This window comes from Chryseobacterium sp. MEBOG06 (genome assembly GCF_021869765.1).
Lineage (GTDB): Bacteria > Bacteroidota > Bacteroidia > Flavobacteriales > Weeksellaceae > Chryseobacterium.
This window is the reverse complement of the sequence record NZ_CP084580.1, coordinates 1,465,033-1,478,013: the sequence shown is the minus strand read 5'-3', so window position 1 is coordinate 1,478,013 and position 12,981 is coordinate 1,465,033. Positions and strand designations below refer to the sequence as shown.

The 12,981-nt window shown below is 35.9% G+C and carries 11 protein-coding genes; 6 read left to right on the top strand and 5 right to left on the bottom strand.

Translation table 11 applies throughout. From position 1 onward, the window contains the following. Positions 1–90: 90 nt before the first annotated feature. From LF887_RS06840 to LF887_RS06830, 3 genes are all read left to right on the top strand, one after another. The gene (locus LF887_RS06840; protein WP_236858104.1) at positions 91–1,023 is read left to right on the top strand and encodes a DUF6438 domain-containing protein; all 933 of its coding nucleotides are present in this window, start codon (positions 91–93) and stop codon (positions 1,021–1,023) included. Between the two features lie 265 nt (positions 1,024–1,288). Next, positions 1,289–2,224: a DUF4349 domain-containing protein gene (locus LF887_RS06835; protein ID WP_236858103.1), complete on the top strand. Its 936-nt coding sequence runs from the start codon at positions 1,289–1,291 to the stop codon at positions 2,222–2,224. 117 nt (positions 2,225–2,341) lie between these two features. Beyond that, positions 2,342–3,373: a cupin domain-containing protein gene (locus LF887_RS06830; protein WP_236858102.1), complete on the top strand. Its 1,032-nt coding sequence runs from the start codon at positions 2,342–2,344 to the stop codon at positions 3,371–3,373. 118 nt (positions 3,374–3,491) lie between these two features. Here the strand turns inward: LF887_RS06830 and LF887_RS06825 are convergent, their stop codons facing one another. Then, positions 3,492–3,857 (bottom strand): hypothetical protein, encoded by a 366-nt coding sequence (locus LF887_RS06825; RefSeq protein WP_236858101.1) that lies wholly within the window; start codon positions 3,855–3,857, stop codon positions 3,492–3,494. Between the two features lie 21 nt (positions 3,858–3,878). Then, on the bottom strand, positions 3,879–5,018 hold the full coding sequence (locus LF887_RS06820) for an acyl-CoA dehydrogenase (RefSeq protein ID WP_236858100.1): 1,140 nt from the start codon (positions 5,016–5,018) through the stop codon (positions 3,879–3,881). Positions 5,019–5,394: 376 nt separating this feature from the next. Here LF887_RS06820 and LF887_RS06815 point away from each other — a divergent pair, with 376 nt between their 5' ends. After that, entirely contained in the window at positions 5,395–7,173 is a 1,779-nt protein-coding gene (locus LF887_RS06815; protein ID WP_236858099.1) for an AMP-dependent synthetase/ligase, read from the top strand. A 202-nt stretch (positions 7,174–7,375) separates the two neighbouring features. Here the strand turns inward: LF887_RS06815 and LF887_RS06810 are convergent, their stop codons facing one another. Both LF887_RS06810 and LF887_RS06805 read right to left on the bottom strand, forming a co-directional pair. Beyond that, a complete protein-coding gene (locus LF887_RS06810) occupies positions 7,376–8,152 on the bottom strand; it encodes a zinc ribbon domain-containing protein (protein WP_236858098.1) in 777 nt (258 codons plus the stop codon). Between the two features lie 2 nt (positions 8,153–8,154). Beyond that, entirely contained in the window at positions 8,155–9,252 is a 1,098-nt protein-coding gene (locus LF887_RS06805; RefSeq protein WP_236858097.1) for a Nif3-like dinuclear metal center hexameric protein, read from the bottom strand. Between the two features lie 61 nt (positions 9,253–9,313). On the opposite strand from LF887_RS06805, the gene LF887_RS06800 reads away from it, so the two are divergent. Continuing rightward, positions 9,314–10,141: an ion transporter gene (locus tag LF887_RS06800; protein WP_236858096.1), complete on the top strand. Its 828-nt coding sequence runs from the start codon at positions 9,314–9,316 to the stop codon at positions 10,139–10,141. A 42-nt stretch (positions 10,142–10,183) separates the two neighbouring features. Next, a complete protein-coding gene (locus LF887_RS06795) occupies positions 10,184–10,342 on the top strand; it encodes a hypothetical protein (RefSeq protein WP_236858095.1) in 159 nt (52 codons plus the stop codon). A gap of 160 nt (positions 10,343–10,502) precedes the next feature. Here the strand turns inward: LF887_RS06795 and LF887_RS06790 are convergent, their stop codons facing one another. Continuing rightward, positions 10,503–12,827 carry a GEVED domain-containing protein gene (locus LF887_RS06790; RefSeq protein WP_236858094.1) on the bottom strand — a complete coding sequence of 775 codons (2,325 nt, stop codon included), beginning with the start codon at positions 12,825–12,827 and terminating at the stop codon, positions 10,503–10,505. Between the last annotated feature and the right edge of the window lie 154 nt (positions 12,828–12,981).

Genomic DNA, 12,981 nt, shown 5'->3' with positions numbered 1-12,981 from the left:
TCTACGTTCAATTGAAGTATTTTTTCTCTGTTTTAAAATCTTCTTATATTTGGTTTTCCCTCTCCATAAACTACTAACCATAGCTTCATCATGAAAAAAATAATTTTTATCCTTCTGGCTGTATTGATTTATCAAAACTCTTTTTCCCAAAAATTCCTTTCTAAAATTGATTCACTGAAAACAGAGACGGAAGCTGAAAATCTGATCAATACAATACTCAACGGAAATAAATCATTTAAAATAAAAAAAATAGCTGATTTTAATGAAAAACGTGGACAAAATGATTTTTGCAAAAGAATAGCAGATTCCCTGCACATTGGACAGGCATTTTATAAGGCTGACTTTGATAATAATGGTTATACGGATTTAATGGGGATTGGGGATTATTATGATTTCAGCATTTTTATTGTAATGAATTATGGGAAAAACTCATTAAAACTGAATAGGCTTACGCGAAGGTCTTTTCAAAACTGCACTTTTCCAAAGATCAAAAATGATTCGATCATCCAATATTACTATATGTCGGAATTGGATTGGGATAATGAAGAGAAACCAAGGTTGCAGAAAAAGGATCTGATATTTAAATATGGAGATTTTATAGAATACAGCTCAAATCCCGCTGCTTATGATATTGAAAAAATTGAATATCAGACAGGCGCATGTTTCGGAACCTGTCCACAGTTTTACATTTCAGTTGATAAAAGCAGGAATGGATCACTTAAAGCAGAATATTATAATATTGACAAATCTAAAAATAACAAAGAGATCGTTGGTAATTTTAAAACTTTGGTTACAAAAAATAACTATGATGAAATAATCAACCTCTTAAATTATATTGATTTTCCGGACTTAAAAAATCAATACTCCGTTGGTTGGACTGATGATCAGTCGTCAACATTGAAAATAACTTATAATAATGGAAAAGTAAAAGAAATAAAAGACTATGGATTGATTGGGACTTATGGTCTGGACAGAATTTATAGTCTCTTGTTTGATTTAAGGTTCAATCAAAACTGGAAATAAACAATATGATGCCTTCCATATTTAAAAATCTCTTTATTCAAAGAGATTTTTTTTGCGCTATCAGCAGTGCTCTTTACAATATCAAGCCGCAGAATTCAGCTTTTATTTTAATTTATTCAATAAGGAAAATTGTAAAATCCCTTTATTTATATTTTACAAAAATCTATTAATCAAGTAATTAATAATTTACACAAGTAAAACAATTCCTTTACAATCTTTACAAGAACTTCCCTTCTAATTTTACTTCATCAAAAAAATTAATGTTATGAAAAAGTTCATATTACTGGTTGCTTTATCAAGCACTTTCATCATGTGTAAAAAGGGAGAAACTAAAATTCATGAAGCTATCCAGACAGCAGACAGCACTGCTGCTACTGCCACACAGGCTATTGATAATGCCGGCAAAACAGCTGAACAGGTAATGGATTCGGCTACTATTAAAATAAAGGATTTTGACAATGCAAAAAATGACATCCAGCAGAAAATAGAAAACACTTCAAAGATTGTAGATTCTCTGTCCGATAAAATTGCTTCCGTAAAACTGGAAACTAAAATTGAGAAAAAAGATTCCGCATCAAAAAAGGCTGAAAAAATTGTTGTGAATGTACCTGCCCCCAAAATCATCAAAGAAACGAAGATTATATATAAGGACCGACCGAGAAACGACAGCTATGAACTGAATATGCCGAAAGACAAAATGGTAAAATCAGGATATCTTACCATAAAGGCAGATAATACTGAAACGGTAAAGGAAATCATCAGAGAAGAAGCCATCAAAAATAATGGCTATATCAAAAGCGAAAACCTTTCTTATATAGAATCTGACAATCATCGCAGTGACAATCAAAAAATATACAGCCTGGATATCAAAGTTCCTATCCAGTATTTCGATGGCTTAATGGATGCTTTAAACAATAATATCGGAGATATTGAGACCAAAGACATTCAGGTTTCAGGGCATCATTATACTGATAATACGATTTGCAGTATCAATATTAATATTGCAGATAAAACAGATTCTGACAAAGAACCTAAAACTTTTGGTGGAAAATCATTGGCTGCTATTGGATCAGGCTGGGATGTTATTACTTCGATCTTCATTTTCATTATTCCATTATGGCCTTTAGTACTAATAGGAGGTATAATCTATTATTTTTACAAAAAAAGAAATAAAAATATCACACACAAAGACACCAAATAGGTTGATATATTAATGTACTCGCTAAATATTTTAATATTTTTTTAATAACAAATAGAATTACAGATAAATTCTTATTTCTAAATTTATCATAGTATTAATCTTCAAAATATCCAACTCATGAGTAAAGATCTTCCCAATTTCAAATATGAGTTAGAAAAAAAGGAGCCAAGACTAGGTCCCGGCGGAATTACAAGAGGGGTTTCTGTAAAGGAATTTAAAGCTTCTGAAAATCTGGCTGGCGTTAGTATGCATCTGGAACCGGGAGCCATCCGCGAGCTTCACTGGCATGCCAATGCTGCAGAATGGGGTTATGTTTTGGAAGGACAGATGCGTACTACTGTTATCGACCCTCAGGGGAATGTATTTATTGATATTTTTAACCCGGGAGATGTATGGTATTTCCCAAGAGGTTATGGGCATGTACTGCAGTGTATCAGCAGTAAAAGCTGCCATTTTATTTTAATTTTTGACAATGGTGATTTTTCTGAAGACCATACCTTTAGTATTACAGATTTTATCTCCAGTATTCCGGTGGAAATTGCCGCTCAGAACTTAGGACTGACGGAAGAGGAAGTTAAGCAGCTCCATCAGGGAGAAGCTTATTTTGCAAAATGTGAACTTCCTGATATTCGTTCCGGACTGGCGTCACCAAGAAATGAAATTTCATTAGTGTCAAAGCACCGCTATCCATTGGGAGCTCAGCAACCTATCGTAGTTCCCGGTGGAGGTTTGCAGAGAGTAGTTACTCAGAAAGAATTTGAGATAGCAAAAACCATTACCGGAAGTATTTTCGAAATAGAACCGGGAGGATTAAGAGAATTACACTGGCATCCTAATGCTGATGAATGGCAATATTATATTCAGGGAAAAGCTGAAATGGGTGTTTTCCTTGCGGAAGGACAGTTTGTAAAAGACGAATTTAATAAAGGAGATGTAGGTTATGTCCCAATGGGTGCAGGACATTACATTAAAAATACAGGAAGCGAAAAGCTTATTGTACTGCTTGGGTTTAATAATGGCTTGTATGAGGCAATTGATCTCAGCAGTTGGATTAGTGGAAATCCGAAAGATATTTTAAAAGGGAATTTTGGAGTGGGCAATGAAATTGCAGACCATTTCCCAACCTCTGGTAAGCTTATTATCAGGTAAATGAAGCTCTATATGAAAATGAGGTTCAAAAAAAATTAACCCGGAAATTTTTATTTCATATATTAATATTTTGTGATTTGGTGAAAATAAGGCTCTCAATTTGAGAGCCTTATTTATTTTATTTCATATTCACAATCTTGTCTACGACAAACTTTGTATTTCCTCTCCACGGCAGTGCACCATTATATTCTTTGTAATGAAGATCAAAGGTTTTTCCACTGTTTGTTTCCAGTTGTTTGAAAACTTCAGGATCAGCTACAGAAAACTCAAACTCATAGCTTGTGATAGTTCCTGTTCTTCCTTTCCCGAATCCTTCCTGAATCAGTTTACCTTCATAGGTTTTGAAGACATAGCCCTTTTTCATGGCGTAATTCAGGTATCCGGACTTCACGCCTTCTCCAAAAACGAAGAAGAACTTATACCATACAAATACTCCTAATAAAAGCAGTACGACACCGAGAGTGATCCACAAAGATTTTTTCATAGGTAATGTGTTTATATTTTTTTATTTTGCGATGCTTCTTGAGATCACTATTTTCTGAATTTCAGAAGTTCCTTCGTAGATCTGAGTGATTTTTGCATCTCTCATTAATCTTTCTACGTGGTATTCTTTTACATATCCATATCCACCGTGGATCTGTACAGCCTCAATAGTAGTATCCATTGCTACCTGAGAAGCGTATAGTTTTGCCATAGCCCCGCTTTCAGAAATATCTTTTCCTGCATCTTTTTCGCATGCTGCTTTAAAGCAAAGCATTCTTGCGGCAGTAATCTGAGTAGCCATATCAGCTAATTTGAAAGCAATTGCCTGGTGGTTGATAATTTCAGTTTTGAAAGCCTTTCTTGTTTTAGCATATTTCAACGCCAGTTCGTAAGCTCCGGAAGCGATTCCTAAAGCCTGAGAAGCAATCCCAATTCTTCCACCATTCAATACAGCCATAGCAAAATTGAAACCAAATCCGTCTTCACCAATTCTGTTTTCTTTAGGAACTTTTACATTATTAAAGATCAGAGAGTGAGTATCACTTCCTCTGATTCCCAATTTGTCTTCTTTTGTTCCCACTTCAAAACCTTCCCATCCTCTTTCTACGATGAAAGCATTGATCCCTTTGTGTTTTTTTTCAGGATCTGTCTGAGCGATTACGATATAATAAGAAGCTGTTCCACCATTGGTGATCCAGTTTTTAATACCATTTAAAAGGTAGTAATCTCCTTTATCTTCTGCGGTTGTTTTCTGAGAGGTTGCATCAGAACCTGCTTCCGGCTCAGATAATGCAAATGCTCCAATCACCTGTCCGCTAGCCAGTGGAGTAAGATATTTTACTTTTTGTTCTTCAGATGCAAACTTTTCAAGACCGGCACAAACCAATGAATTGTTTACAGACATTACAACTGCTGCAGAGGCATCTATTTTTGCAATTTCTTCCATTGCCAATACGTAAGAAACGCTGTCCATGCCTGCACCTCCGTATTTTGGATCAACCATCATTCCCAAAAGACCCATCTCTCCCATCTTCTTCACCTGTTCTGCGGGGAATTTCTGGTCACGGTCTCTTTCAATAACTTCCGGTAATAGTTCGGTTTGGGCAAAGTCTCTTGCTGCCTGCTGAATCATCAGCTGTTCTTCTGATAAATTAAAGTCCATAAAAAAAATAATTAGATAGCCGTAAATTTACACTTTTTAAGCAAATATGAAAAAAGAAATTAAAAGCATGGAAAAGGCTGAAAGAAAGGAAGCAGGCGGAGGTTTGGAGATCGGAATACAAATTACGGAATAAGAGGTTATGAGGGCTAAATGAAGGATAAAAAGTTACTCAAAAAAAGAAAAAAGTAAGAGGTTATAAATTGAAATATTCCACTCATCGTCACCTTTCATAAATCTCATTTCCATACTTACGGCCCCCTTTTTGATGAAATATACTATGGTTAGCATTTAACTAATTTCTAATTATGACAATCAGAGGTCAACAATTAAAAAAAATGCTTATATTTAAATTTCTTTATAAATTACTTAAAAAATCATGACGATCAAAAGATTATTCGATATACCACACTATGCTTTAGAAAAATATCCTAAAACAGATATGTTTGTTACCAAATATCATGGTGAGTGGGAAAAAACTTCTACACAGGAGTTTATCAATGAAGGAAATAAGATATCCAGAGGATTGCTGAAACTCGGTATAAAACCGGGTGATAAGATCGCTTTAATCACCACCAATTCCCGTACGGAATGGGCTATTATGGATTTTGGAATTTCACAGATCGGAGTGGTTTCAGTACCGGTTTATCCCAGTATTTCGCCGGAAGATTATGAATTTATTTTCAATAATGCTGAAATTCAATACTGTTTTGTCTCTGACAAAGAATTGCTGAATAAAGTAATGAAAGTAAAGCATAATATTCCCAGTCTGCAGGGAATTTTTACTTTCGACAATATAAGCGGGGCAGCTAACTGGAAAGAGATTCTGGATCTGGGTAAAGATGAATCTACACAAATTGAAGTAGATGATCTTTCTAATGCCATCAATACTGAAGATCTTGCAACAATTATATACACCTCCGGAACCACCGGAAGGCCAAAAGGGGTAATGCTTACGCACAACAATATTGTTTCTAACGTATTGGGAGCTATCCCCAGAATTCCAAAGAAGAAAAGCCTGGACTATAAGGAAACAAGAGCGCTAAGCTTCCTTCCTATCTGCCATATTTTTGAAAGAATGCTGTTCTACCTTTATCAATACAACGGTTTTTCTCTCTATTTTGCAGAAAGTATCGAAAAGATGGGCGAAAACGTAAAAGAAGTGAAGCCTCACTATATGACGGTAGTTCCAAGGCTGGTAGAAAAAGTATATGATAAAATTTACAATACAGGTTCTTCTGCTGGAGGATTAAAATCTAAAATTTTCTTCTGGGCGTTAAATTTAATCAGCAAAAAGAAAGAAATATCAAAACCATCCGGACTTCAGGAAATCATTGCAGACAAATTGGTTTTTTCTAAATGGAGAGAAGGTTTAGGCGGAGAAATTGTAACGCTGGTTTCAGGGTCTGCAGCACTGTCTACAAGGCTTAATTTAATGTTTCAGAATGCAGGTATTCCAATTCTGGAAGGTTATGGATTAACAGAAACTTCACCCGTAATTTCTGTAAACAGTTTTGATAAAATGAAAGTAGGAACTGTGGGAGTTCCATTAGATAATCTAAAAGTAAAAATTCAGGAAGATGGTGAAATTACTGTAAAGGGACCCTCAGTATTCAAAGGTTATTTCCAAAATGAAGAGATGACCAAAGAGGCTTTTACGGAGGATGGATTTTTCAAGACCGGAGATATCGGAAATATTGATAATGACGGATTTTTACAGATCACTGACCGTAAGAAAGAAATGTTCAAAACCTCAGGGGGAAAATACATTGCTCCTCAAACGATTGAAAATTTAGCAAAAGCTTCAAAATTCATTGAACAGATTATGGTAGTAGGTGATGGTGAAAAAATGCCATGTGCCCTGGTACAGCCTGATTTTGAATTTGCGAAAAGCTGGGCGATGAGAAACAATCTCAATATTGGTTCAACGCCGGAAGAGATTGCTAAAAGTCCCGAACTGAAACAAAGAATTGAAAAAGAAATTGACGGAATGAATGAACATCTCGGAAATTGGGAAAAGATCAAGAAAATAGAGCTTACTCCCGAAGTATGGAGCATCGAAAGCGGGCTTCTTACTCCAACCCTGAAGCTTAAAAGAAAGGCTGTAAAAGAGAAATTTATCGCCCTGTACAATAAGATGTATGATCATCACGAATAAAAATTATCAACCGCTTCTCCTGAAGCGGTTTTTTTATCTTTAAAAACAGGGGAAAACCTATTTCTATCGAATTATTTTTCAAGACAGTTTTTTAAACAATCTGCCAAAAATTTCTTCGCCCTAAAAATAATGTTATATTCACTGCACATAAAAAAAGCTGTTTCATTTTTGAAACAGCTTTTGTATGATGGATAATCAGTGCTTAGAATTTAATAACTGATTTCATTCTTTCGTTTTCTTCCATTACCAACTCGTCATCAACAAGGATCTTCCCAGAGTGCTCATCAATAATGATTTTCTTTCTCTGAGCAATTTCCATTTGCTTTTGTGGTGGAATAGTGAAGAAAGATCCTTTTGGAGCTCCTCTTTCTAATCCTACTACGGCAAGACCGTTGATAGAGTTTGTTCTGATTCTGTTGTAAGAAGCAAGTAATCTCTCGTCAATTTTACCTGCATATTCTTTAGACTGCTCAATTAGGTATTCTTCTTCTTTCTGAGTTTCAGAGATCAAACCATCCAATTCTTCTTTCTTGAATTTCAAGTGGTTTTTCAAATCGTTGATCTTTTCAGTCAGTTCGTCTAAAGTTTCGTTTTTGTGAGCAATTTTAACTCCGAATTCTTTAATTCTTTTTTCAGCAAGTTGAATTTCCAGATCCTGGAATTCCATTTCTTTCCCTAATGCTTCAAACTCTTTATTGTTTCTTACATTATCCTGCTGAGATTTGTATTTCTCAATTAACGCTTTAGCATGGTTAATAACTTCATGCTTCGTTTTGATCTGATCGTCCTGATCTTTGATGTCTGCATGAAATTTTTCAGCTCTTTTTTCAAGACCTTCAATCTCAATTTCAAGATCTTCAACTTCAATTGGCAATTCTCCTCTAGTATTTCGGATTTCATCCAATCTTGAATCAATGATCTGTAAATCGTATAAAGCTCTTAATTTTTCTTCAACTGAAATATCGTTGGTTTTTGCCATATTTAAATGAAATAATTTACTGGGTTTGTTTTTTCAATAGATTTTGAAATTGCAAATGTACTAAATTTTTGTGATAAAATTTCAAATAATTGTTGACTTACAAATTGTTCTGATTCATAATGACCTATATCACAGATCAGCATTTTAGACTCTGCCAAAAAATAATCGTGATATTTAAGATCTCCTGTAAGATAGGCATCACATTTCCTGGAAACTGCTGAACGGATTCCACTTGCTCCGGACCCTCCCAGAACCCCTACTCTTTTAATTTTTTTATCATTAAAAGCGGAATGTTTGATCACTTCTAATCCAAATTTTTCTTTTACAAGTCCAAGGAAATCTTTTTCATCCATTTCTTCTTCAAACTCCCCATACATTCCCAATCCTGCAAAATGGTTTTTGTTATCCAGACTGTAAATCTGATGTGCCACTTCTTCGTACGGATGTGCAGCCTTCATAGCTCCTACAATCTGGCCCTGTTTAAAACCTTCAAAAATTACAGAAATCATGTCTTCATCAGCATTTTCACGGATATTCTGCTGTCCCGAGAAAGGGTTGGAACCTTCTGCAGGCGTAAATGTACCATTTCCATTGACCGTGAAGCTGCATTCATTGTAAAATCCTATATTTCCGGCTCCCGCAGAAAACAGGGCTTCTTTTACTTTTTCTGAATACTCTTTTGGAACGAAAACCGTCAGCTGTTTAAGATTGTTTTCTTTAGGCTGAAGAATTTTCATGTTTTTCAGTCCCAATTGACTGCATATACCATGATTCACTCCAAAGAAATCATTATCAAAAGCGGTATGGATAGCATAAATCGCAATTTTATTTTCAATAGCTCTTAAGACAGACCTTTCTACATAGTTTTTCCCTGTTAAAGATTTTAATCCTGAAAAAATAATAGGATGAAAGCATACAATCAGATTGCAGTTTCTCTCAATGGCTTCATCTACTACATTTTCCAAAGCATCATGACAAACCAGAATCCCGGATACATTACGGTCAGGTACCCCACACAGCAATCCTACGTTATCAAATCCTTCTGCCTGCTGTAAAGGAATGAGCTTATCTATTTCTGCAATTACTTTTCTTATTGTCATTTTATTCTGTATGTTTGCTACGAAAATAACGATAATTTGTTAATTTAAAAAGACATTAAAAATGGAAAGAGAGCATAATCTTATTCCTGAAGATTCCCTATGGAAAAGATTCCTTTACCGCATAATCTACCGCTCTGATACCAGGCTCGGAAAGCTGTTTGATATTACGCTACTGTCTTTGATTCTTATAAGTACAGCCATTATTATGATGGAAAGTGTACCGCTGCTTGACAAAAAGTTTCATTATACATTTCTCATATTTGAATGGATTATTTCTATGTTTTTCACGGTAGAATATTCTATGAGAATTGCAGTTATCAAGAATAGGCGAAGCTATATTTTCAGTTTTATGGGCATTATAGACTTTCTTGCTCTGGCCCCATTTTATCTTAGCTTATTCTTCCCGATCACCAAATACTTCCTGATTTTCAGGATGCTGAGAATGCTGAGAATATTCAGGATTTTCAACTTACTGGACTTTATGAATGATGGTTACCTCATCGTAAGGGCCTTGAAAAACAGCTCAAGGAAAATATATATCTTCCTCCTGTTCCTGATTATTTTCTCAGTGATTGTAGGCTCTCTTATGTTTATGGTAGAAGGAGGCAGACAGGGGTTTGAAACAATACCGCAATCTATTTACTGGGCAGTTGTAACTGTAACTACCGTAGGATACGGAGATGTATCTCCTGTTACCCCTCTTGGAAAGTTTTTTGCGGTTGTCCTGATGCTGGCCGGTTATTCTATTATTGCGGTTCCTACAGGAATTGTCACTGCCGAAATGAGGAATAAAAGACAAAACCTGGAAAAGGTATGCGACCGTTGTGGAAATGAGGATATTGACGATGATGCAAGATATTGCAAACAGTGTGGCAAGAAATTAGCTTAATATTTGATATAAAAGTAATTTTTTACCAAATACCACAAAATCATGGAACCAACAAAGAAAAACCGACCGAATGCCTTAGTAGTCATTCTTTTTGCACTCATCGCGCTAATGATCATCATCTATTTTATACTGGCGATGTTCTTCCCTACAGTATTCGATCATATGAATACAGGAGATATACAGCCTGTACCTAATAAGTAATTGACATGGAGGATGGATGAGAAATGATAGCTGAAGTAAAAAAAGATGAGTATTATTTTACTCATCTTTTTCTTTTAGCCCGAAATACCCACCCTTTATTCATTTTTTATCAAAAAAGCGGAACCACCGGATCCGCTTTGTTTGTTTTATAAATTATCAATTATTTCCTAATGACTTTGACAGTCTGCTTGGAACCGTCTTTCATTTCTAATGTTACTAAATACACTCCTTGCTTCAGCTCATTTAAATGAATAGCGGAATCCGGATTTGCAATAGTTTTCAATATTCTTCCCGAAGCATCATTTACCAGAATATTCTTGACATTTTTGATATCAGAGATATTTAATACGTCTGTAAATGGATTTGGGTATACTCTGATCTCATTTTTCTTTTGAGAAACCTCCGATACTGCCAGATTTGTATAATTGATACTGATATCGTCAAGATACAGATCATCCTGATTAGCATCTGAATAAGCATTAAATCCGAAATAATAAACTCCGGAAGCGGGAACAGTAAATGTGATTGTTTCCGTATGTGCTGTATCATCATTAATTGATGGGTAATCTGCCAGCTGGTTAACCATTGCCGCGGCAGTATTTGAGGTACCGTAAGCTACTTTTAATTTTTCAACGTAAGTGGTTGAATTATTTCCGTATTTATAACTAATGGTATATTGGACTCCGGCTGTCAAGTCCAGTCCCTGAGTAAAGAACCATGTGTTTCCAGGGTCAGAAAAACTATATGAATATTTTAATACGTTGGTCGTAAATGTCTGGCTTCCAGAAGGAGCTGATGAGGTCTCCCAGTCATTACCTGATCCCATATTGACATTTAAAGTACAACCGGGAAGTTCCGGAGGAGTAACATTTTCAAAATCAAGCACATATGGAAGGGATGCACTTGAGCATAAAGTAATAAAGGTTGCATAGTCACTCCATGCACTTTTATCAGCAGCGCTACATGCAGATCTCACCCATACATAGTAAGGAGTAAAAGAAGATAATCCCGGTATATTATAGGTAGTCGCCATAACTCCTGTAAAATTAGGAGAAGTATTTGCTGTGGGAGCATTATTGGTTGTACTGTAATAAATATCATAACCATTTGCCGGCACGGGGTTGACAGCTGTCCAGGAAACTGTAGCTCCTGCCGCGGTTACGTTAGAAACAGTTAATACATTAGGTTCACTGCAAGCAGGTGTTACGTCCACTTTGATATCGTCAACATATAATTTATTCATATCAGGATCAGAATACGCCTGAAATCCAAAGTAATAGACTCCTGTAGCTGCCGGGGTAAAATCCACAAAGTTACCGGTAGCGGTACTGTTAATGACATCAGGATGGTCTGCCAGAGTATTCGTCATTGCAGCACTTGTCGCTGAATTTCCATAGGCTACTTTTAATTTTTCAGTATACACCGTTCCTTCTGCATTGGCATATTTGTATTTAATTCTATAGCTAACTCCCCCGGTAAGGTTAATTCCATTAGTAAAAAACCAGGTGTTTGCACTTTCTGAAGAATTATAGGAATAGCGAAGGACATTTCCTGCAAATCCCTGAGCATCCAGATCATATGTTGTCCATGTATTTCCAAGACCATCATTCACTACTGCGGTACAAATCGGCATATCCGGCACGGATACGTTTTCAAAATCAAGTGTATAAGGCACATTTACGGAAACACAGGCTGTAACCAATGTTGCCATTTGAGACCATGCACTTTTATCTGTAGTGCTGCAAACCGATCGCACCCAGACATGATAGGATGTAGCAGGACTAAGTGCAGATAAATCAGCACTTACCGTATTACTGGATCCAGAAGCCACAGTAGCAGCGGTAGGAGTGGAAGCAGAAGTTGAATAATAATATTCGTAGCCATTACCAGGAGTGGAAGTGGAAGCTGTCCAGACAAGATGAGCAGAGTTTGAAGTAATAGCGGATACCACAAGAGCAGTTGGAGCAAGGCAGTTTGGAGGCGCTCCAATAGCTACTGTGTAGTCATGCGCTTCTCCATAACCAGACACGTTACAGGGAATTGGCTGACTGGAGTATCGGTCTGCCACTCTCATTCTGTAAGTACCCGGTGTAACAGTAGCAGGAATAACAATCATTCCCGAAGTGATATTCTCTCCACCTACTGATGCACTGCTTGCCGAAGCTACAAGTTCTGGCGCGCTATCATCAAAAGTTCCGTCGTTATTAAAATCAATCCAGATTCGTACATTCTGACTACCATAGTCATGCTTAACAGAAAAATCATAGCTTAATCCTGCATTCATATTAATGGTCATAGAAGTATAATCTCCATATGATCCTGGAGAGCATCCCGTATTAGGATGATCAAATCCGGCAGCAGGAATTGCAAAAGAATCAATTACATCTCCTCCACTACACCCAAAATTAAATTCGGGTACACAATAGGTTTGTGCAGAGGCTAAAAAGCCCATGGTTAAAAAACCAGCGAGTAAAACACTTTTCATACATTTTATATTTATATTAATAATTAAAATTAAGTAAAAATAAGAGACAAAAACATATAAAAAATTAAATTTAACTCAAATAAATACATAGATAATTAAATTCACAAAAAAGGCTGTCTTATTACAAGACAGCCTTTTTTTTATGAATTTTTAA

Excerpts from the sequence above, each read along its gene's own strand:
- LF887_RS06840 (WP_236858104.1), top strand. The coding sequence starts at position 91 with ATGAAAAAAATAATTTTTATCCTTCTGGCTGTATTGATTTATCAAAAC.
- LF887_RS06835 (WP_236858103.1), top strand. The coding sequence starts at position 1,289 with ATGAAAAAGTTCATATTACTGGTTGCTTTATCAAGCACTTTCATCATG.
- LF887_RS06830 (WP_236858102.1), top strand. The coding sequence starts at position 2,342 with ATGAGTAAAGATCTTCCCAATTTCAAATATGAGTTAGAAAAAAAGGAG.
- LF887_RS06825 (WP_236858101.1), bottom strand. The coding sequence starts at position 3,857 with ATGAAAAAATCTTTGTGGATCACTCTCGGTGTCGTACTGCTTTTATTA.
- LF887_RS06820 (WP_236858100.1), bottom strand. The coding sequence starts at position 5,018 with ATGGACTTTAATTTATCAGAAGAACAGCTGATGATTCAGCAGGCAGCA.
- LF887_RS06815 (WP_236858099.1), top strand. The coding sequence starts at position 5,395 with ATGACGATCAAAAGATTATTCGATATACCACACTATGCTTTAGAAAAA.
- LF887_RS06810 (WP_236858098.1), bottom strand. The coding sequence starts at position 8,152 with ATGGCAAAAACCAACGATATTTCAGTTGAAGAAAAATTAAGAGCTTTA.
- LF887_RS06805 (WP_236858097.1), bottom strand. The coding sequence starts at position 9,252 with ATGACAATAAGAAAAGTAATTGCAGAAATAGATAAGCTCATTCCTTTA.
- LF887_RS06800 (WP_236858096.1), top strand. The coding sequence starts at position 9,314 with ATGGAAAGAGAGCATAATCTTATTCCTGAAGATTCCCTATGGAAAAGA.
- LF887_RS06795 (WP_236858095.1), top strand. The coding sequence starts at position 10,184 with ATGGAACCAACAAAGAAAAACCGACCGAATGCCTTAGTAGTCATTCTT.
- LF887_RS06790 (WP_236858094.1), bottom strand. The coding sequence starts at position 12,827 with ATGAAAAGTGTTTTACTCGCTGGTTTTTTAACCATGGGCTTTTTAGCC.